Genomic DNA, 20,304 nt, shown 5'->3' on the forward strand with positions numbered 1-20,304 from the left:
CCCGATCGGGGCGGGATCATCAAAGCGCCATGTTTGACCCTGAAGACCGACATCGATCCGCGGCGCGTCGAGACCTTCCGCGTCCGCCTTGACGACGAGCGTGAACGCACGATGGCCGGTTCCGACGACAAGACCCTTTCGCTGAATGCTCTCTCCCTGAGCCGTCGCGCGCTGCTGCGCGGGGCGGCGTTCGCCGGTGCCGGCGCGCTCTTCGGCAGCCGCGCGCTCGCCCAGGAAGACCCGATTGCGCAGGTGCTGCAGATCCATAGCGGCGAATGGTCGGACGGCTTCGACGCCGCATCGAGCGGCGCCGCGACCGTGCGCACGACGCTGCCGATCCTGTCGACCGAGACGACGATGGCGGTCGATGCGGCGATCGCGCAGTACAACGACATCGTCGCCCGTGGCGGCTGGCCGGTCGTTCCGGCCGACAAGACGCTGCAGCTCGGCATGCGCGATCCGAGCGTGCTGGCGCTGCGGGAGCGCCTGACGATCTCGGGCGATCTGAGCCCGTCGATCGGCATGTCGGACGCCTTCGATTCGTTCGTCGACGGGGCGGTGCGCCGCTTCCAAGCCCGCCATGGCATCGCTGCGGATGGTGTGGCGGGTTCGTCGACCCTCAACGCCATGAACATTCCGGCCGCGGTCCGGCTCGGCCAGCTCACCACCAATCTCGAACGTCTGCGCAGCATGACGGCGCAGCCGCTCGGCGACCGCTATGTCTGCGCCAACATTCCGGCCGCGCAGGTCGAGGCGGTGGAATACGACCGCGTCGTGTCGCGCCACACCACCGTGGTCGGCAAGGTCGACCGCCAGTCGCCGGTGCTTTCGAGCAAGATCTATCAGATCAATTTCAATCCCTACTGGACGGTGCCGGCCTCGATCATCAAGAAGGACCTGATCCCCTTGATGCAGAAGCAGCCGGATTATCTGACGAAGAAGCACATCCGCATCTTCACCCAGAAGGGTGACGAGATTCCGCCGCAGGCCGTCAACTGGCACTCCGACGAGGCCGTCAACTATATGTTCCGGCAGGATCCGGGCGACTTCAACTCGCTCGGAACGGTGAAGATCTCGTTCCACAATCCCTATCAGGTCTATATGCACGACACGCCGGCGAAGGACCTGTTCGGCCGCGAGGAGCGTTTCGATTCCTCCGGCTGCATGCGGACGCAGAACATCCGCCAACTGATCACCTGGCTCTTGCGCGATTCGCCGGGCTGGGACCGCACGCGGATCGACGAAGTGTTCCGCACCGCCGAGCGCATCGATGCCGACATCGCCGATCCGGTGCCGCTCTATTGGGTCTACATCACCGCCTGGGCGATGCCGGACGGCGCGGTACATTTCCGCAACGACATCTACAATCACGACGGGCTCGACCAGCTCGCGCTGCGCTGAGCCGCGAGTCGGCCTGCGGCGTCTCGCCCCGCTTCGCGAGCGGGCGTCCCGCACTGGCCGGGGAGGACGCTCGCCCCTATGTTTTCAAGGGCGACGGCCGGTCCGCATCCGCGGCCGGCCGTCGCCCTTGGCGCTTCCCCGCGCCCTGTGCTAATCCGCAGCCCGGTTGCCGGACCGCCGCAACCGCCGATCGACGCACCAGGAGGACCGCCGATGTCGCTCTCGCATCGCGCGCCCAGCGCCATGAACGACTTCTTCGCCCGCAGCCTCGCCGAGGCGGATCCCGAGATCGCCGATGCGATCGGCAAGGAGCTCCGCCGTCAGCAGGACGACATCGAACTGATCGCCTCGGAGAACATCGTCTCGAAGGCGGTGCTCGAGGCGCAGGGCTCGGTGCTCACCAACAAATATGCCGAGGGTTATCCCGGTAAGCGCTATTACGGCGGCTGCGAGTTCGTCGACATCGTCGAGACGCTGGCGATCGAGCGGGCGAAGAAGCTGTTCTCCGCCGGCTTTGCGAATGTCCAGCCGAATTCCGGCAGCCAGATGAACCAGGCGGTGTTCCTCGCGCTCCTGCAGCCGGGCGACACCTTCATGGGCCTCGACCTCGCCGCCGGCGGGCACCTGACGCACGGATCCTCGGTCAATATGTCCGGCAAGTGGTTCAACGTCGTCTCCTACGGGGTGCGCCGCGAAGACCAGATGCTCGATTACGACGCGATCGCCCGTCAGGCCGAGGAGACGAAGCCCAAGCTGATCATCGCCGGCGGCACGGCCTATTCGCGCGTCTGGGATTTCGAGCGCTTCCGGGCGATCGCCGATTCGGTCGGCGCCTATCTGATGGTCGACATGGCCCATTTCGCCGGCCTCGTCGCCGGCGGCGTGCATCCCTCGCCGATCGAGCACGCCCATGTCGTCACCTCGACGACGCACAAGTCGCTCCGCGGCCCGCGCGGCGGCCTGATCCTGACCAATCACGAGGACATTGCGAAGAAGATCAATTCGGCGGTGTTCCCGGGCCTGCAGGGCGGGCCGCTGATGCACGTCATCGCCGCGAAGGCGGTCGCCTTCGCCGAGGCGCTTTCGCCGGACTTCAAGCTCTACGCGAAGAACATCGTCGAGAATGCCCGCGCGCTCGCGGAAACGCTGAAGGGTGAGGGCTTCGAGATCGTCTCCGGCGGCACCGACAACCATCTGATGCTGGTCGACCTGCGGCCGAAGCGGCTGAAGGGCAATGTGTCCGAGAAGGCGCTCGTGCGTGCCGGGCTCACCTGCAACAAGAACGGCATTCCCTATGATCCGGAGAAGCCCTTCGTCACCTCCGGCATCAGGCTCGGCACGCCGGCCGGCACGACGCGCGGCTTCGGCATCGCCGAGTTCCAGGAGATCGGCCGGCTGATCTCCGAGGTGCTCTCGGCGGTCGCCCAGTCGGAGGAGGGTTCGGCGCCGCTCGTCGAAGCCTCGGTCAAGGAGCGTGTGCACGCGCTCACCGCGCGCTTCCCGATCTATGCGTGATCGGGCAGAGTAGCCGCGGGCAGGAAGCGGGTCTCGGGGTCGTCTGATGCGCTGTCCCTATTGCGGGAGCGACGACACGCAGGTGAAGGACAGCCGGCCGTCGGAGGACAACACCTCCATCCGGCGGCGGCGGGTCTGCGCCGATTGTGGCGGGCGCTTCACGACCTTCGAGCGCGTGCAGCTGCGCGAGCTCACCGTTCTGAAGCGGAGCGGCCGGCGCGTGCCGTTCGACCGCGACAAGCTGATGCGCTCGGTCGCCGTCGCGCTGCGCAAGCGCAATGTCGACCCGCAGCGCGTCGAGCGGATGGTGAACGGCGTCGTCCGCCAGCTCGAGAGCCTCGGCGAGAACGAGGTGACCACCGAGCAGATCGGCGTGCTGGTGATGGAAGGGCTGAAGACCCTCGACGACGTCGCCTATGTCCGCTTCGCCTCCGTCTACCGCAATTTCCGCGAGGCGAAGGATTTCGAGACCGTGCTCGGCGAGCTGTCGGTTCAGGAGCGCGCGGAGCGGGATGCGCCCGGCCGCCCGCCGTCGGAAGGAGAATCCTGACATGCGATCGCCGATGAAGGCGGCCGGCGCGTGAGCGGCGCGCGCTCGGCCCATACCGAGACCGACCGCCGGCTGATGGCGGCGGCATTGCGCTACGGGCGGCGCCATCTCGGCCACACCTTTCCCAACCCGGCGGTCGGTGCGCTCGTCGTCCGCTTCGAGGAGGGCGAGCCGGTCATCGTCGCCCGCGGCGCGACGGCGCCGGGCGGCAGGCCGCACGCCGAGCGGATCGCACTCGCGGCCGCCGGCGAGGCGGCGCGCGGGGCGACGCTCTATGTGACGCTCGAGCCCTGCGCCCATCAGGGCGTGACACCGCCCTGCACCGAGGCGGTGATCGCCGCCGGCGTCGGCCGGGTCGTCACCGCGCTCGAGGATCCCGATCCGCGCGTCGGCGGCCGCGGCCACGCGATGATCCGCGACGCCGGCATCCCGCTCGTCACCGGCGTGCTCGCGGAGGAGGCGCGCCGCGCCCATGCCGGCCACATCCTGCGCGTCACCGCCGGCCGGCCGCACATCACCCTGAAGCTCGCCGTCTCCGCCGACGGCATGATCGGCCGGGCGAATAGCGAGCGGCTGATCGTCTCCGGCCGCGAGGCCTTCGATCGTGTCCAGGCGATGCGGGCCGAGAGCGACGCGATCATGGTCGGCATCGGCACGGCGCTCGTCGACAATCCGCGCCTCAACGTCCGGCTGCCCGGCCTCGCGGCGCGCTCGCCGGTTCGTGTCGTGCTCGACAGCCGCGCCCGGCTGCCGCTTTCCTCGCTTCTCGTCACGACGGCGCGCGAGATCCCGCTCTGGCTTGTCGTCGGCCCCGAAGCGCCGGCCGAATCGGTCAGTGCCCTCGAAGCGGCGGGCGTGCGCATCCTGAGGGTCGGCGGCGGCTCCGGCGGCACCGATATCGAGGCGGTGTTCCGCGCGCTCGGCGAGGCGGGGATCACCCGCATCCTCGTCGAAGGCGGCGCGAAGATCGCCTCGTCGCTCGTCGCGGCGGGCCTCGCCGACGAGGTCATCCTCATCCGCGCGCCGGTGGTGATCGGCGCCGATGGAGTCCGCGCGCTCGCCGGTCGGGCGCTTTCGGCCGTCGAGCGCAGCCCGCGCTTCCGGCTGGTCGAGGAATATCGCCTCGGCGAGGACCGGCTGCTGCGCTACGAGAAGGCGGTGTGAGACCGATGTTCACGGGAATCGTCACCGATATCGGTCGTGTCGCGACGGTGGAGCGGCGCAACGACGTCCGCCGCTTCGCGATCGACAGCGTCTACGAGGCCGACTCGATCGCCATCGGCGCCTCGATCGCCTGTGCCGGCGTCTGCCTCACCGTGGTGTCGCGGGAGCCGACCGAGACCGGCTGCCGCTTCGCGGTCGAAGCGGCGCCGGAGACGCTCGCGCTCACCACGGTCGCCGATTGGGATCTCGAGACGCGGGTCAATCTCGAGCGGTCGCTGAAGCTCGGCGACGAGCTCGGCGGCCATCTCGTTTCGGGCCATGTCGACGGCCAGGCGTTGATTGTCGAGCGCGAGGACCTCGGCGAGACGACGCGCTTCGTCTTCGAGGCGCCGCACGCGCTCGCACGCTTCATCGCCCAGAAGGGCTCGGTGGCGCTCGACGGCACCTCTCTCACCGTCAATACGGTGGAGGGCGACCGCTTCTCCTGCCTCCTGATCCCGCACACGCTCGCCGTCACGACCTGGGGCGGGCGCCGGGCCGGCGACCGGGTCAATCTCGAGATCGACACCATGGCGCGCTATGTGGCGCGGCTCGCCGAGACGCGGGCCGAAGCGCCGCCGCAGCCCTGAGCCCTTCCGGGCGCCGCGGCTGCGCATCGGTGCGGCGCCAATTTCCCTTTACAGGCGCGAGGGCGCATGGTTCACCTCGCCTCCGTTTTCACCCAGACCCCGGATCACCATGAGCGACGCGGCACCGCATCTCCTCGTCATCGACGCACGCTTCTACGAGGACATCTCGGACGAGCTGGTGAAGGGCGCGACCGCGGCGATCGAACGCGCCGGCGCCACCTTCGACCGCGTCTCGGTTCCGGGCGTGCTCGAAATCCCGGCCGCCCTCTCGATGGCGCTCGCCGCGATGGAGGATGGCGATGCGGAGTATGACGGCTTCGTCCTGCTCGGTTGCGTGATCCGCGGCGAGACCAGCCATTACGATATCGTCGCCAACGAATCGGCCCGCGCCGTCATGGACATGGCGGTGATCGAGGCGCTCGCGCTCGGCAACGGCATCCTGACCGTCGAGAACGATGATCAGGCCTGGGCGCGCGCCCGCGTGGCCGAGAAGAACAAGGGCGGCGCGGCCGCCGAGGCGGCGCTCGCGATGATCGCCCTGCGCGAGAAGTTCGGGCTTTCGAAATGACGTCTGCCGAGAAGCCGGCGGCGGAGCCCCGTATCGTCCGCCCCGCCAATCAGCGTGGCGTGGCGCGGCTCGCGGCCGTCCAGGCGCTCTACCAGATGGATGTCGGCGGCGCCTCGCTCGTCGAGGTGGTCGCCGAGTTCGAGAATTTCCGGCTCGGCAAGGAACTCGACGGCGCGCAATATCGCGATGCCGACCCGGCCTTCTTCCGTGATCTGGTCGGCGGCGTGGTCGAGCGGCAGCGCGATCTCGATCCGGCGATCCATACCTCGCTGACGCCCGACTGGCCGCTCACCCGCATCGACGTGACGCTGCGTGCCATCCTGCGCTGCGGCGCCTATGAGCTCGCCGGCCGCAAGGACGTGCCGGCCCGCGTCGTCATCAGCGAATATGTCGATGTCGCGCGCGCCTTCTTCGAATCGGGCGACGAGCCGCGCATGGTGAACGGCGTGCTCGACACGATCGCTCGCCGGGTCCGCCCCGCCGAGTTCGACGGGCCGAAGAAGCGGCCCGAGACCGAGAAGCGGCCCTGAAAGGCCGACCCGAGCCCCGGCCTTGGCCGGGGGAGGCGAGGGCGCCGTCTCCGGCCGAACGGCGCGCTCGACCTCAGGCGACGCGCTTGCCCTCGCGCCAGACCGCCCGCACGAGCGGCACACCCTCGTCCGCCCGCACCCGCAGCAGGTCCGCCCGCAGGCCCTGCCGGATCGCGCCGCGGTCGTGCAGCCCGACGGCCTCGGCCGGCGCGCGGCTGACATAGGAGATCGCCTCGGGCAGGCCGATCGAGGGCACGCGCTGCGGCAGCTCGAAGGCGGCGATGACGAGGCTGAACGGCACATAATCGGACGACAGGATGTCGAGATGCCCCGCCTCGGCGAGCGCCTGGGCCGAGACATTGCCGGAATGCGAGCCGCCGCGCACGAGGTTCGGCGCCCCCATCAGCACCTTCATGCCGGCCGCCTGAGAGGCGGCGGCGGCGGGCAGGGTGGTGGGGAATTCGGCAATCGCGATGCCGTCCCTTTCGGCTTCCGCGACATGATCCTCGGTCGCGTCGTCATGGCTCGCCAGCGCGATGCCCCGTTCGCTGCAGAGCGCGACGATACGGGCGCGGTGCTCCGCCGAATAGCGCTCGGCCTGCGCGATGCGGCGCGCCGCGAAGGCTTCATAGACCTCGTCCGACATGCCCATCTTGCCCTGGTAGAAGGCACGGTAGGATTCGAGGCTCGCGAACTGGCGCTGGCCGGGCGAATGGTCCATCAGCGAGACGAGCCGGACGGGCAGGTCGTCGAGGAACTGGTCGAGACCGTCGAGCACGTCCGGCGCCGACACCTCGCAGCGCAGGTGGAGCAGATGGTCGGCGCGGCAGCGGCCTTCGCGCTGCGCGGCGAGGATCGCATCGGCGAGGCCGCGCATCTCGGTCGTCGTGGTCTTCGCGTCCTCGTCCATGCCGACCCGCAGCGCATCGAACACGGTCGTGACGCCGGCGGTGGCGAGCTGCGCGTCGTGTGCCTGGACGGCGGCGATGGCGTTCCAGCGAACGCCCGGCCGCGGCGCGAAATGGCCCTCGAGATGATCGGTGTGCAACTCGACGAAGCCGGGGACGAGATACTCGCCCTCGAAATCCTCGCCATGCGCATGGCCGGAATCGATCGCCGCGATGAGGCCGTCCCGGATGCAGACGGAGCCCTCGACGACTTCGTCCTCGAGGACGATCCGGGCGTTGGTGAAGACGGTCTCGCGCATGGTCATCCCTCGAGCAGTGCCTGATGCCGGACGCGGAACGGCCCGCCGGCTTCGGGTTCGACGAAGAGCGCCAGCCGGTCGATCCGGAAGGGCCGGCCGATCTGGTCGGCGAACCAGGCGGCGAGCGCCCGCTCGACCGTCTCGGCCGCGTCGCGCGGCACCCGGCCGGTCAGCGTCATGTGATAGCGGAAGGCGTCGAAGACGTAAGGATAGCCCCAGCGGACGAGGTTCTCCTCCTCGGCGAGGGTGAGGCCGGCGGAGCGGCGCCGGGCGATATCGGCCTCGGCGAGCGGCGCGCGGAACGCCTCGAAGGCGATCACCGACCGGTCGGCGAGCGCGTCGAGCGCGCCGACCCGCTCGTTCGGCACGAAGGCGAAGAAGGCGCCGAGCCGGCGGACGACGAGTTCCGGCACGGTGACCGGCGCATTCTCTCGCCCGAAGGTGTCGAGCGCGGCGACGAGCTCGTCCTCGCTGCGACCCTCGGCGAGCCGGAACGGCGCCTTCATCGTGCCATGGAAGCCGTAGCGGACCGGATCGGCCCGCAGTCCCGCCGCGATCGCCGGATCGAGCCCCTCGACCGCCGGCGGCTCGAACAGCGCACCGGTGAAGGCATCACGGCCGAGCCAGCGCGCGGCGGCCTCGGCGAAGGGATCGGTGGGGGCGGGGGTGGTGTAGAGGGCGTAACGCACGGCTCGCTCGATCGTCTCGGAATCGCGGGCGACGACACTAGCCGATCTTCCACGACGCGACGGCGACAATCGGGCGGTGCCGGGGGTGACCGGGCGGCGCGGGCGGCAGCCATCCGCATGAAAGCGGGTTGGCGTCGGCCGACACGGTGCGCGGCCCGCCCGGTGCCACGATCAGGGATGCCGGCACGGAGGCCGGCATGACGGGTGGAGAGGATGGTTCGAAGTCGGACGAGGCGGTCCGCGCCCGAGCGCGTCGCTTCCCCCCCGAGCATCCGTCACCCCGGCCTCGGTGCCGGGGTCCATACGGCCCGTCGCCGAACAGGCCCGGACGTCGCGGAATGGCCGGCCTGGGCGGCGCGAAACGAAAAGCGGGGGAAGCGATGCGCTCGACGGCTCCGGCCCCTTCGGCGGGATCGGTCCTGGCCGGCGAGGGAATGACGGCTGGGAAGCGATCCCAGCCGTCATTCCTTCTCTTCAGTGCGCCAGCACGGCGAGCAGCAGGAGCGCGACGATGTTGGTGATCTTGATCGCCGGGTTCACCGCGGGGCCCGCCGTGTCCTTGTACGGGTCGCCGACCGTATCGCCGGTCACCGAGGCCTTGTGGGCGTCGGAGCCCTTCATGTGCCGGACGCCGGCCGAATCGACGAAGCCGTCCTCGAACGACTTCTTGGCGTTGTCCCAGGCGCCGCCGCCCGAGGTCATCGAGATGGCGACGAAGAGCCCGGTGACGATCACACCGAGCAGCATGGCGCCGACGGCCGAGAAGGCCTCCGACTTGCCGGCGATCGCATAGACGACGAAGTAGATCACGATCGGCGCGAGCACCGGCAGCAGCGACGGGATGATCATTTCCTTGATCGCCGCCTTCGTCAGTATGTCGACGGCCCGGCCGTAATCGGGCTTGTCGGTGCCGGCCATGATCCCCGGCTTCGCCCGGAACTGCCGCCGCACCTCTTCGACGATCGAGCCCGCGGCCCGGCCGACGGCGGTCATGGTGATGCCGCCGAAGAGGTAGGGGATCAGGCCGCCGAGCAGCAGGCCGACGACGACATAGGGGTTGGAGAGCTGGAAGTCCGGCACCACGCCGCGGAAATACTGGTAGGCGGTGGAGCCGTCGCGGTTCGCCTCCTCGATGAAGTGCGACAGGTCGTAATTATAGGCGGCGAAGAGCACCAGCGCGCCGAGGCCCGCCGAGCCGATCGCATAGCCCTTCGTCACCGCCTTGGTGGTGTTGCCGACCGCATCGAGCGCGTCGGTCGACTTGCGCACCTCCTTCGGCAGGCCCGCCATCTCAGCGATGCCGCCGGCATTGTCGGTGACCGGACCGAAGGCGTCGAGCGCCACCACCATGCCGGCGAGGCCGAGCATGGTCGAGACGGCGATCGCCGTGCCGAACAGGCCGGCGACCGAATAGGTGACGATGATGCCGGCGACGATGACGATCGTCGGCAGCGCGGTCGCCTCGAGCGAGACGGCGAGACCCTGGATGACATTGGTGCCGTGCCCCGTCACCGAGGCCTGGCTGATCGAGCGCACCGGCCGGTAGCCGATGCCCGTATAGTATTCCGTGATCCAGACGATCAGGCCGGTGACGGCGAGGCCGGCGAGGCCGCAGACGAACAGCGCGGTGCCGGTGATCGTCATGCCGGCGGCGGTGCCGATCTCGCCCCAGCCGACGAGCAGCGAGGTCGCGATGGCGAGGCCGACGACCGAGAGCAGCGCCGAGGCGATGAAGCCCTTGTAGAGCGCGCCCATGATCGACTGGGTGCGGCCGAGCTTGACGAAGAAGGTGCCGGCGATCGACGTCAGGATGCAGACCGCGCCGATGCCGAGCGGATAGAGCATGATGCTCGCGAAGTTCGGTGCGCCGACGAAGAAGATCGCCGCGAGCACCATCGTCGCGACGATCGTCACGGCATAGGTCTCGAAGAGGTCGGCCGCCATGCCGGCGCAGTCGCCGACATTGTCGCCGACATTGTCGGCGATCGTCGCCGGATTGCGCGGATCGTCCTCCGGAATGCCGGCTTCCACCTTGCCGACGAGGTCCCCGCCGACATCCGCACCCTTGGTGAAGATGCCGCCGCCGAGACGGGCGAAGATCGAGATCAGCGAGGCGCCGAAGCCGAGCGCGACGAGCGCGTCGATCACGACGCGGTCGGACGGCGCATAGCCGGCGAAGCCGGTCAGGATCAGGTAGTAGACGGCGACGCCGAGCAGAGCGAGACCGGCGACCAGCATGCCGGTGATCGCGCCCGACTTGAAGGCGAGTTCGAGGCCGGCGGCGAGGCTCTTCGAGGCCGCCTGGGCGGTGCGCACATTCGCGCGCACCGAGACGTTCATGCCGATGAAGCCGGCGAGGCCCGACAGGATCGCCCCGATCGCGAAGCCGATGGCGACGGTGATCGACAGAAGGAGGGCGACGATGATGAAGATGACGACGCCGACGACGGCGATCGTGGTGTACTGGCGCCGCAGATAGGCGCTGGCGCCCTGCTGGATCGCCGCGGCGATTTCCTGCATGCGCGCCGACCCGGCATCGGCCGCCAGAACGGACCGCGTCGCCCATGCGCCATAGGCGATGGCGGCGAGCCCGCACAAGATGATGAGATAGATCACGTCGACATTCCTCCTCTCGCCGACGTGCCGGCGGCGCCTCGCGCCGTCGACACCGGCCGAACCCCCGTGCAACGGGAAAAGCGCCTGCTCCTCCATGCGCTTTTCCCGTCATGAAGGTAGAGAGCGGGCGGAGCCCCGGTCAAGCGCGTTCACGCGGCAGGAACCCGCTGTTTTTCCGGGCTTTTCCGGGGATGAGCGATCCGCTAGCATCGTCGGCGATGGCGTCTCAGGGTTGCCGGAGGGGGGCTTCGCGGATGGGCTCGGTCGGCTTCCTCTCGGCCGGCGCGGCGATCGTCCTTTTCGCGGCGTCCCTGCTCGGCACGGCCGCCGCCGCCCCGGGGCCGCAGCGCTGCGCGCCGTCGGGTGGCGATACGCCTTGCATCGAGGTGCCGTCGGCCGGGTTCGCCGCCGGCGTACGCCCGATCCCGCCCGATCCGCCGCCGGCCGCGGCCGCGCTCGCCGACGCGAATGAAGCGATCGCTCGCGATCCCAGGGATGCCGACGCCTATCTCATGCGCGCCGGAGCCTATGAACAGCTCGGGGATTTGGACCGGGCGCTCGCCGATTACGACCGTTCCCTGCAGCTCGATCCGGATCGCGGCTTCGCCTATGCGATGCGGGCGAATGTCCACTACCGCCTCGGCCGCTATGACGCGGCGCTCGACGATCTCGACATCGCGCTCCGCTTCGATCCGGGCACCGCGGAACTCGAGCGGAACCGGGCGGAGACGCTGCGCATGATGGGCCGCGCGCCGGAGGCGCTCGCCCAGGTGCGGGCCGTGCTCCGCCGCGATCCCGCCGATCCGATCGCGCGCCTCGTCATGGGCGATGTCTATCGCGACCGCGCGATGCTCGGCAGCGCCGATGCCGCCTATCGCCGCGCGCTCGCGGTCGAGGGGCCGCACCGGGCCGATGCGCTCGTCGCGATCGCGGCGGTCGCGACGTGGCGCGAGGATTGGGAGGAGGCACGGAGGCGCGCCGACGAGGCGCTGCGCCTGCGTCCCGATTTCGCGCTGGCGCTGCGGTTGCGCGGCACGGCGGTGGGCGCGCTGGGCGACTCCGCCGAGGCGCTCCCCGATCTCGAGCGCTCCGTCGCGCTCGATCCGGCCGATGCGCTCGCCTGGGCCGGGCGTGGCGTCAGCCGGCAGAGGACGGGCGACGCCGAAGGGGCGCTCGCCGACTACCGCAAGGCGCTCGAACTCGACCCGACGCTCGATGGCGCCTTCTCCAATATGGCGATGATCCATCTGCAGGCCGGGCACGCCGAGGAGGCGCTCGCCGCGCTCGACGGTGCGCGCGCCGCCCGGCCCGACGATCCGACCCATGACGATTTCCGGGCCGAAATCGAGGAGGGGCGCGGCAATCTCGCGGCGGCTCGCGCCGCCGTCGACGCGGCCATCCGGCTCGACCCCTCTTCGGCCCTGCGCTTCCGCCGGCGCGCCCTGCTCGCCGCGCGGAGCGGCGATGTCGACGAGGCGCTCGCCGCCTTCGGCCAGGCGCTCCGGCTCGCCCCGGACGATCCGGCGCTCTATGTCGAGCGGGGCTATCTGCTCGCCGACCGCGGCCGGCTCGAGGAAGCCAGAAGGGATTTCGACCGGGCGATCGCGATCGACCCGAGCCATCGCGACGCGCTGCTCTACCGGGCGCGGGCGCGCGCCTTTCTCGGCGATTACGACGGCGAGCGGGCCGATTACGACACGCTCCTCGCGGCGCATCCCGCCGACGCGGAGGTGCTCGGCTTCCGCTGCGAGAAGAGGGGTTTGACGGGCGATCCCGACGGCGCGATCGCGGATTGCATGGCCGCCGTAGCGATCGATCCGGCGCAGTCCTTCGCCTGGGGCCAGCTCGGTGTGCTGCGCATGCAGGCGGGCTATCTCGATGCCGCCGCGGCCGCATTCGAGCGCGCCATCGAGACCGACCCGAACAACGGCTTTGCCTATGCCGGCCGGTGCAATCTGCGTGTCCTGCTGACCGGCCGCTACGATCTCGAGGATTGCGATCGCGGCGTCGACCTCGCGCCCGACCACAGCTATGTGCAGGGCATACGCGCCCGGCTCCGGATGGAAGCGGGCCGGTTCGCCGAGGCGGTCGAGGATTACGATGCACTGGTGGCGATGGCGCCCGACGATCCGGTGCCACGCGCCGCACGGGGGCGCGGCTATGCCAATCTCGGCCGCTTCGAGGCGGCGCTCGCCGATCTCGATGCGGCGCTGGCGCTCGAAGGGCCGGACGGGTTCGCCGGGGATGCCGATGCCTACAATGCGCGCGGCTACACGCTCGAGAAGCTCGGCCGCTTCGACGAGGCGATGGCCGACTACGGCCGGGCGATCGAGCGCGCGCCGCAATGGAGTCAGGCCTATTTCAACCAGGGTGCGCTCGCCCTGCGGCGGGGCGATGTCGTGACGGCGCGCCTGGATTTCACGGCGGTGCTGTCGCTCGAGCCCCTCAATGGCGGGGCGCGCCGCCGTCTGATCGCGGCGCTTCTGCTCGCCGGGGATATTCGCGCTGCACTGCCGCTGGTCGCCGAGGAGGCCGCGCAGTTCGATCTCGGCGTCTTCGCCTGGGGCGGTCTCGGCCTGCCGCCGCTCTCACCCCGCTGAGCTGCCCGGGCGCCTGCCGAGCGCCGTCCAGCCCCAGAGGAGCGCGGCGAAACAGGCGACGACGATCGGCAGAACGATGATGTTGATCGTCGTCCAGCCGGCCGTGTCGATCAGCCGGCCGGAGGAGAACGAGGCGAGTGCGACGGAGCCGAAGACGATCAGGTCGTTGAGTCCCTGGACGCGGCTCTTCTCGCTCGGCCGATAGGTCTCCGTCAGCATCGCGGTGGCGCCGACGAAGCCGAAATTCCAGCCGATGCCGAGCAGGATCAGGCCGAGCCAGAAATGGGCGACGCTGAGCCCGGCGAGCGAGACCAGCGCCGAGCCCGCGAGAAGGGCGAGGCCGGCCGCCACCACAGCCTGCTTGCCGAAGCGCAGGATCAGCTTGCCCGTCACGAAGCTCGGCGCGAACATCGCGATCACGTGCCACTGGATGCCGAGCACGGCCGTGTCCTGATCGATGCCGCAGCCGACCATGGCGAGCGGCGCGGCCGTCATGACGAGGCTCATCAGAGCATAGGACGCGACGGCGCAGGCGACGGACACGACGAAGACCGGCTGCCGCACGATCGCTGCGAGCGGCCGCGCCGGCTGGGCGGCTGCAGCCTCTGCGGCGGACGGCGTGACGGGTGCCGGGGCGCGCAGCAGCCCGACGACGAAGATGCCGACGAAGGCGAGCGCGGCGCCCGCGAGGAAGGCGCCCACGAACGGGATCGGCGCGAACCAGTCGCGCGTCAGGATCACCGCCTGCGGCCCGATCACGGCGGAGGCGACGCCGCCGGCCATCACCCAGGAGATCGCCTTCGTCCGCTGCGCCGGGCTGCCGACATCGGCGGCGGCGAATCGATACTGCGCGATGAAGGCGTTCGCCGCGCCGGCGCCCGTCATGCCGAGGACGAGCAGCAGGAAGGTGCCCTGGAGCAGGCCGAAGGCGGCGAGGAGACAGCCGATCATGGCGATCGCGGCGCCGGCCATGAAGCCGATGCGCCGGCCCGCCCGACGCATCAGCGCGGCCGCCGGCACGGCGCCGAGCGCGGCGCCCACCTGCGCGGCGGTGACCGGGGCGGTGGCGAGCGAGGCTTCGCCGGCCATCAGATAGAGCCCGGCGAGCCCGCCGATCGTCATCGCGATCGGCATGACAGAGCCGTTGAAGGCGGTCGCGGCGGTGAGCACCGCGGCGTTGCGGCGGGCGAGGCGGTCGTTGGCGTCGAGAGCGGTCACGCTCGAAGGCTCCTTGCCGCGGCGCGCGGCGCGGGGTTCAGAAATGGTCGTGCGAACCGGGGAGGGCGATCGGTCGGCCGGACCGGTCGAGCACGACGGGCGGCGCCGCGCCGGCCTCGATGCGGCCGATCACGGTCACGGGGACGCCGGCCGCCGATGCGGCGCGGGCATAGGCGGGATAATCTGCTTCGGGCATAGTGGCGAGGATTTCGTAATCATCGCCGCCGGTGAGGATGCTGGCGAGCGCGCTCTCATCCGCCGCCGCGAGCGCCGCCGCGGCGGGGCTGAGCGGCACCGCCGCCGCCTCGATCCGCGCGGTGACGCCGGAGGCGCGGCAGACATGGCCGAGATCGCCGACGAGCCCGTCCGAGACGTCGAGCGAGGCGGTCGCATGGTCGCGCACGGCGTCGGCGAGCGCGGTGCGCGGCTGCGGGTGCAGATAGCGGTCGAGCAGATCCGCCGCCGCTTCGCCGGCCGGCCGGCCGTCGAGCGTGCCGAGCCGCAGCCGAAGGCCGAGCGCGGCGTCGCCGATCGTGCCGGAGACGGTGACGAGGTCGCCGGGCCGCGCGCCGCGCCGTCGCACGGTGCGCCCCTGTGGCACCGCGCCGATCGCCGTGATCGAGATGGTGAGCCCGCCCGAGGCGCGCACCGTGTCGCCGCCGAAGAGGCCGATGCCGAAGGCCGCCTGATCGCCGGCCAGGCCTTCGGCGAAGCCGTCGAGGAAATCCGCCGTCCAGTCGCCCGGCAGAGCGAGACCCATCAGATAGCCGAGCGGCCGGGCGCCCTTCGCCGCGAGGTCGGAGAGGTTGACCCGCAGCGCCTTGCGGGCGATCGCGGCGGGCGGGTCGTCGGCGAAGAAATGCACCCCCGCGACCACCATGTCCTTGGTCAGCACGAGGTCGTGGCCGGGCGGCGGCGTGAGAGCCGCTGCGTCGTCGATCAGCCCGAAAGCCGCGGCGTCGGTCGCGAGCGGCCGGAACCAGCGCTCGATCAGGCCGAATTCACCCGGCCGCGCTCCTTTTTCCGCCATGTCGCCTCCCGAATCCGCCGCGCTACCATAGGCGGGTGCCGCCGCCGCCGATAGCCGGCCGGTATCCCGACCGTCCGTTCCGGTGCAGGATCGCCGGGCGGGAGGGATCGCATGAAGACCGGATTCGTCTATGTCGCGGCGGCCTTCGCCGAGATCGGCGGCTGTTTCGCGTTCTGGGCGTGGCTGCGAGACGGCGCCTCCGCGCTCTGGCTGGCGCCCGGCCTCGCCGCCCTCGCGCTCTTCGCCATCCTGCTCACCCAGGTCGACAGCGCGGCCGCGGGCCGGGCCTATGCCGCCTATGGCGGGGTCTATATCGCCGCTTCGCTCGTCTGGCTTTGGGCGGCGGAGGGGCTCCGCCCCGACCGCTGGGATTTGGCCGGGGCGGCGCTCTGCCTCGGCGGCGCGGCGCTCATTCTCCTCGCGCCGCGCGCCGCCTGAGCCCCGCCATCGACGGGCTGCGACCGCCGAACGCTTCACATCCCCGCCGTTCCGTGATCTTAAGGCGAACGAGGGGTGAACCGCCGAAGGAACCGGAATGGAATCCGTCCTGAAATCGATCCGCGACTCCCTGGTGCCGATCCATCGGGAAGGCTACCCGTTCATCGCGATCTTCGTTTTCGTCACGCTGTTCATCGGCTGGCTGTGGGCGCCGCTGTTCTGGGTCGGCCTGATCCTGACCGGCTGGTGCACCTTCTTCTTCCGCGACCCGAAGCGCGTCACGCCGGTCGATCCGGGCCTCGTCGTCAGCCCGGCCGACGGCCGGGTCTCCTTCGTCGGCCCGGCCGTGCCGCCGCGCGAGCTGGAACTCGGGCCGCTGCCGCGCATTCGCGTCTCCGTGTTCATGAACGTCTTCAACTGTCATGTGAATCGTGCGCCGGTGGCCGGCCGGGTGATGCGCATCGCCTACCGCCCGGGCAAGTTCGTGAACGCCGATCTCGACAAGGCGAGCGAGGACAATGAGCGCAACGGGCTGGTCTTCCAGACCGAGCGCGGGCCGGTCGGTGTCGTCCAGATCGCCGGCCTCGTCGCCCGCCGCATCGTCTGCTTCACGCAGGAAGGCGCGCTGCTCGCTCCGGGCGAGCGCTTCGGCCTGATCCGCTTCGGATCGCGGCTCGACGTCTATCTGCCGGAGGGGGCGGTGCCGCAGGTGGCGATCGGCCAGACCGCCGTCGCGGGTGAAACGGTGATCGCCCGGTTCGGCGGCGGCGTGCCCGAGCCGGTCGTGCGGGTCGATTGATGGAACCGCTCTTTCCGCCCTTCGATCCGGACGAGAAGCCGGCCCGCCATCCGCGGGTGAAGCAGCTCCGCCAGATCCCGATCCGGCTGATCCTGCCCAATCTCGTCACGCTGCTGGCGCTCTGCGCCGGCCTGACGGCGCTGCGCATGACGATCGAGGGCCGCTTTCCGCTCGCCATCACGGCGATCGTCATTGCCGCTGTGCTCGACGGCATAGACGGGCGCATCGCCCGCTTGCTCCGCTCGACCTCGCGGTTCGGCGCGGAACTCGATTCGCTCACCGATTTCGTCAATTTCGGCGTCGCGCCGGCGCTGCTTCTCTTCGTCTGGGCGCTCGACGAGACGCGCTCGCTCGGCTGGATCGCGGCGCTCGTCTTCGCGATCTGCGCGGCGCTCCGGCTCGCCCGCTTCAATGTCGCGCTCGACAATCCCGACAAGCCGGCCTGGCAGGCGAATTTCTTCGTCGGCGTTCCGGCGCCAGCGGGCGCGCTGATCGTCTTGCTGCCGGTTTATCTCGAGCAGATCGGGGTTCCGCACGGCCCTTGGACGGCGCCGGTCGTCCTCGTCTACACGGTGGCGATCGGGCTTCTGATGGTCAGCCGGGTGCCGACCTTTTCGGGCAAGAAGCTCGGCGCCCGGGTGGCGCGCGAACTCGTGCTGCCGCTTCTTCTCGCCGCGGTCGTGCTCACCGCGCTTCTCCTCAGCTACCCCTTCGAGGTGCTGACCGGCGTCGCGCTCCTCTATGTCGCCGCCCTGCCGATCGGCTGGCGGACGGCACGCCGCCTCTCGGCGGCGCACGAGGCGGCGGTGCTGGCGCGCGCCGGCGCCCGCGAAGCCGCCGAAGGGCGGGATTAGCGGGCGAACGCCTGGGCGCGCTGCTCGGGCAGCGTCTCGCGCAGCGACCGCAGCGCGTCGACGCCGGAGGCGGGCGCCATCAGTTCCAGAAGACGGCGCATCTGCGCGATCTGGAGATCGAGCGCGGCCGCGAAGCGCGGATCGTCCGCCGTCATCTCGTGCCCGCTCGACGGCAATTGACCGACTGCCATGACATGCTCCGTTCCGAAGATTGCAGCCCCGTCGTTGAGGCGGCGTTAACAGTGTTGCGCCGGAAGGTTAACTCCCCGTAAAGCCGCAAGGGGTTGGATTGGGGAACAGGATGGCCATATTGGCGTTTGAGTTCTCGTCCCCTCCCGGTTCGAGGTGAAGCATGGTCCGCTCGCTTTCCGCCCTGTCCGACTGGTTCCGCAAGCTCGCCGAGGCGGTGGGCGAGGTGTTCGCGCCGCAGCCGGCGCTGCAGCCGATTCCCGTGCGCGTTCGCGAGCGGCGGCCTGTCCGCGACTGAACGTCCCCGCCGCGCGGTGCCGGTGACGAGCCGCTTGACCCCGGCGCGGCCGCTCTGATCGATTGCGTTCCCAGCAGACCTGCCGGAGAACGCCGATGACCGCTTCCGCCTATCCCCGCGACATGCTCGGCTATGGCCGAACCGCGCCCGATCCGAAATGGCCGGGCGATGCGCGTGTCGCGCTGCAGTTCGTTGTGAACTACGAGGAAGGTGGCGAGAACAACATCCTGCACGGCGATGCGGCGTCGGAGGCGTTCCTCTCCGAGATCGTCGGCGCGCAACCCTGGCCGGGACTGCGCCACGCCAACATGGAATCGATCTACGAATATGGCAGCCGCGCCGGGTTCTGGCGACTGTGGCGGATGTTCACCGAGCGCCGTGTGCCCGTCACCGTCTATGGCGTCGCGACCGCGATGGAGCGCAACCCTGATGTCGTCGCGGCGATGCTCGATGCCGACTGGGAGATCGCCAGCCACGGGCTCAAATGGATCGACTACCGCGAATATGCGCCCGAAGCGGAGCGCCGCGACATGGTGGAGGCGATCCGCATCCACACCGCCGTGACCGGTGAACGGCCGCTCGGCTGGTATACGGGCCGTTCTTCGATCAACACCATCGCGCTGACTGCGGAAGAGGGCGGTTTCCTCTACTCCTCCGACGCCTACGCCGATGACCTACCCTACTGGATCAAGGGTCCGCACGGCCCCTTCCTGATCATCCCCTATACGCTCGACGCCAACGACATGCGCTTCGCGACGCCGCAGGGCTTCAACACGGGCGAGCACTTCTTCCAGTATCTGAAGGACGGCTTCGACTATCTCTACGAGGAGGGGAAGTCCGGCGCGCCGAGGATGATGTCGATCGGCCTCCACTGCCGCCTCGTCGGTCGGCCGAACCGTGCGCTCGGCCTCGCGAAGTTCCTCGACTACGTGCTGTCGAAGGAGCGCGTCTGGATCCCCCGCCGCATCGACATCGCCCGCCACTGGCACGCGGAGCACAAGATGGGGTGACGCGGCCCGGCCTATCCCATTGCGAAGGCCTGAGCAGCCATGGGGCCGTCCGACATGGCGGATGCGGCTCCCCACCCGTCATGCCGGCCTCCATAATCGTGACGGTCGGAATTCTGGGTCCGGTCCTTCCCATCTGTCATCCCGGCGAAAGCGGGGACCATCAAGCCTCTCCGCGGGTCGCTTCAATAGGACCCGGCCCGCGCCCTGCGCGATGGGTCCGGGGTCTCGGCTACGCCTCCCCGGGACGACGGCTGTGTGGAGGGCGAGGGCGCGGTGTCGTCGCCCGGCGTCCCCGATGATGGACCCCGGCACGGAGGCCGGGGTGACGGGTGCTCGGCCATGGAACCCTGTCGCCTGGGCTAGACCGGCGCTTTACCGACCGTGCAGAGGCGAAAAGCGGTCCCGCACCGTGCGGGGCCGCTGACGCGGATCAGGTGCCGAACGGGTTGCCGAAGGTCGTGCCGCCGGACAGCACCTGCTGCAGGAAGGTGAGGTCCGAGCCGCCGGTCGGGGTCGTGCGGGTGACGAAGTCGAACACCTTGCCGTCCTGCAGGCCATAATGCGCGACCCGCTCGACCGTCTGCTTCTGATCGAAATAGACCGCGATGATGCGCTGGTCGACCACTTCGGGCCGCATGAAGCGGGCGGCGCGGCGGCGGGTCTGGCTGATATAGTAGAACACCTCGCCGCCGTACTGCGCCGTGGTCGACGGCGTGCCGAGCGCGATCAGCACCTGATCGCGGCTCGATCCGACCGGAATCTGTTCGAGCGCCATCGGCGGCGGGACATAGCCGCTCTGATAGGTCTCGCTGATGCCGCCGAGCGCGTCCTTGCTGTCGAGGCCCATCGACGAGCAGCCCGACAGCGCCACCCCCGCGATCAGAAGGGCGGCGAGCCCCGGGCCGCGCCGAAACCCTGCCTTGCCCATCACGCTCGTCCTCACGCCGTGCTCCATCTTCGCTTCCGTCCGCCTTGGCGGGCCGCCGCTTGTGCACCTCC

At 70.0% G+C, this 20,304-nt stretch carries 20 protein-coding genes; 13 read left to right on the forward strand and 7 right to left on the reverse strand.

Going from position 1 to position 20,304, the window contains the following annotated elements:
• The first annotated feature begins 111 nt into the window (after positions 1–111).
• From GGQ63_RS18970 to nusB, 7 genes are all read left to right on the forward strand, one after another.
• The gene (locus GGQ63_RS18970; RefSeq protein WP_183858311.1) at positions 112–1,401 is read left to right on the forward strand and encodes a L,D-transpeptidase family protein; all 1,290 of its coding nucleotides are present in this window, start codon (positions 112–114) and stop codon (positions 1,399–1,401) included.
• A 213-nt stretch (positions 1,402–1,614) separates the two neighbouring features.
• Positions 1,615–2,916, forward strand: a complete 1,302-nt coding sequence (gene glyA, locus GGQ63_RS18975) for a serine hydroxymethyltransferase (protein ID WP_183858189.1) — start codon at positions 1,615–1,617, stop codon at positions 2,914–2,916.
• A 46-nt stretch (positions 2,917–2,962) separates the two neighbouring features.
• Entirely contained in the window at positions 2,963–3,466 is a 504-nt protein-coding gene (nrdR, locus tag GGQ63_RS18980; RefSeq protein ID WP_183858190.1) for a transcriptional regulator NrdR, read from the forward strand.
• Positions 3,467–3,496: 30 nt separating this feature from the next.
• Positions 3,497–4,630, forward strand: a complete 1,134-nt coding sequence (ribD, locus tag GGQ63_RS18985; protein ID WP_343061213.1) for a bifunctional diaminohydroxyphosphoribosylaminopyrimidine deaminase/5-amino-6-(5-phosphoribosylamino)uracil reductase RibD — start codon at positions 3,497–3,499, stop codon at positions 4,628–4,630.
• 5 nt (positions 4,631–4,635) lie between these two features.
• The gene (locus GGQ63_RS18990) at positions 4,636–5,259 is read left to right on the forward strand and encodes a riboflavin synthase (protein WP_183858191.1); all 624 of its coding nucleotides are present in this window, start codon (positions 4,636–4,638) and stop codon (positions 5,257–5,259) included.
• A 109-nt stretch (positions 5,260–5,368) separates the two neighbouring features.
• The gene (gene ribH / locus GGQ63_RS18995) at positions 5,369–5,827 is read left to right on the forward strand and encodes a 6,7-dimethyl-8-ribityllumazine synthase (RefSeq protein ID WP_183858192.1); all 459 of its coding nucleotides are present in this window, start codon (positions 5,369–5,371) and stop codon (positions 5,825–5,827) included.
• Positions 5,824–6,357, forward strand: coding sequence for a transcription antitermination factor NusB (gene nusB, locus GGQ63_RS19000; RefSeq protein ID WP_183858193.1), 534 nt, complete (start codon positions 5,824–5,826; stop codon positions 6,355–6,357). The genes ribH and nusB overlap by 4 nt, the downstream gene beginning before the upstream one ends.
• Positions 6,358–6,430: 73 nt before the next feature.
• Here the strand turns inward: nusB and GGQ63_RS19005 are convergent, their stop codons facing one another.
• The 3 genes from GGQ63_RS19005 to GGQ63_RS19015 form a co-directional block, all read right to left on the reverse strand.
• Positions 6,431–7,564 carry an alpha-D-ribose 1-methylphosphonate 5-triphosphate diphosphatase gene (locus GGQ63_RS19005; RefSeq protein WP_425502095.1) on the reverse strand — a complete coding sequence of 378 codons (1,134 nt, stop codon included), beginning with the start codon at positions 7,562–7,564 and terminating at the stop codon, positions 6,431–6,433.
• Positions 7,565–7,566: 2 nt separating this feature from the next.
• Entirely contained in the window at positions 7,567–8,253 is a 687-nt protein-coding gene (locus GGQ63_RS19010) for a DUF1045 domain-containing protein (protein WP_183858195.1), read from the reverse strand.
• A 474-nt stretch (positions 8,254–8,727) separates the two neighbouring features.
• Complete coding sequence (locus GGQ63_RS19015) at positions 8,728–10,869, reverse strand: sodium-translocating pyrophosphatase (RefSeq protein WP_183858196.1); 2,142 nt, start codon at positions 10,867–10,869, stop codon at positions 8,728–8,730.
• A gap of 254 nt (positions 10,870–11,123) precedes the next feature.
• On the opposite strand from GGQ63_RS19015, the gene GGQ63_RS19020 reads away from it, so the two are divergent.
• The gene (locus tag GGQ63_RS19020; protein WP_183858197.1) at positions 11,124–13,469 is read left to right on the forward strand and encodes a tetratricopeptide repeat protein; all 2,346 of its coding nucleotides are present in this window, start codon (positions 11,124–11,126) and stop codon (positions 13,467–13,469) included.
• Here GGQ63_RS19020 and GGQ63_RS19025 read toward each other — a convergent pair.
• The gene (locus tag GGQ63_RS19025) at positions 13,458–14,687 is read right to left on the reverse strand and encodes an MFS transporter (RefSeq protein ID WP_343061214.1); all 1,230 of its coding nucleotides are present in this window, start codon (positions 14,685–14,687) and stop codon (positions 13,458–13,460) included. The two genes, GGQ63_RS19020 and GGQ63_RS19025, sit on opposite strands and share 12 nt — an antisense overlap.
• 37 nt (positions 14,688–14,724) lie before the next feature.
• A complete protein-coding gene (gene thiL, locus GGQ63_RS19030) occupies positions 14,725–15,717 on the reverse strand; it encodes a thiamine-phosphate kinase (RefSeq protein ID WP_183858198.1) in 993 nt (330 codons plus the stop codon).
• A gap of 111 nt (positions 15,718–15,828) precedes the next feature.
• Here thiL and GGQ63_RS19035 point away from each other — a divergent pair, with 111 nt between their 5' ends.
• The 3 genes from GGQ63_RS19035 to pssA all read left to right on the forward strand — a co-directional run bounded on the left by GGQ63_RS19035 (position 15,829) and on the right by pssA (position 17,808).
• The gene (locus GGQ63_RS19035) at positions 15,829–16,155 is read left to right on the forward strand and encodes a YnfA family protein (protein ID WP_183858199.1); all 327 of its coding nucleotides are present in this window, start codon (positions 15,829–15,831) and stop codon (positions 16,153–16,155) included.
• A gap of 97 nt (positions 16,156–16,252) precedes the next feature.
• On the forward strand, positions 16,253–16,954 hold the full coding sequence (locus GGQ63_RS19040; RefSeq protein ID WP_183858200.1) for a phosphatidylserine decarboxylase: 702 nt from the start codon (positions 16,253–16,255) through the stop codon (positions 16,952–16,954).
• A complete protein-coding gene (gene pssA, locus GGQ63_RS19045) occupies positions 16,954–17,808 on the forward strand; it encodes a CDP-diacylglycerol--serine O-phosphatidyltransferase (protein WP_183858201.1) in 855 nt (284 codons plus the stop codon). The genes GGQ63_RS19040 and pssA overlap by 1 nt, the downstream gene beginning before the upstream one ends.
• Here pssA and GGQ63_RS19050 read toward each other — a convergent pair.
• A complete protein-coding gene (locus tag GGQ63_RS19050) occupies positions 17,805–17,999 on the reverse strand; it encodes a hypothetical protein (protein ID WP_183858202.1) in 195 nt (64 codons plus the stop codon). The two genes, pssA and GGQ63_RS19050, sit on opposite strands and share 4 nt — an antisense overlap.
• 161 nt (positions 18,000–18,160) lie before the next feature.
• On the opposite strand from GGQ63_RS19050, the gene GGQ63_RS22270 reads away from it, so the two are divergent.
• Both GGQ63_RS22270 and puuE read left to right on the forward strand, forming a co-directional pair.
• Positions 18,161–18,295 (forward strand): hypothetical protein, encoded by a 135-nt coding sequence (locus GGQ63_RS22270; RefSeq protein ID WP_281380232.1) that lies wholly within the window; start codon positions 18,161–18,163, stop codon positions 18,293–18,295.
• 95 nt (positions 18,296–18,390) lie between these two features.
• On the forward strand, positions 18,391–19,305 hold the full coding sequence (gene puuE / locus GGQ63_RS19055) for an allantoinase PuuE (protein ID WP_183858203.1): 915 nt from the start codon (positions 18,391–18,393) through the stop codon (positions 19,303–19,305).
• A 430-nt stretch (positions 19,306–19,735) separates the two neighbouring features.
• Here the strand turns inward: puuE and GGQ63_RS19060 are convergent, their stop codons facing one another.
• Positions 19,736–20,248: an outer membrane protein assembly factor BamE gene (locus tag GGQ63_RS19060; protein WP_343061215.1), complete on the reverse strand. Its 513-nt coding sequence runs from the start codon at positions 20,246–20,248 to the stop codon at positions 19,736–19,738.
• Positions 20,249–20,304: the final 56 nt, after the last annotated feature.

The sequence above is a fragment of the Prosthecomicrobium pneumaticum genome (assembly GCF_014199915.1).
GTDB classification, from domain to species: Bacteria; Pseudomonadota; Alphaproteobacteria; order Rhizobiales; family Kaistiaceae; genus Prosthecomicrobium; species Prosthecomicrobium pneumaticum.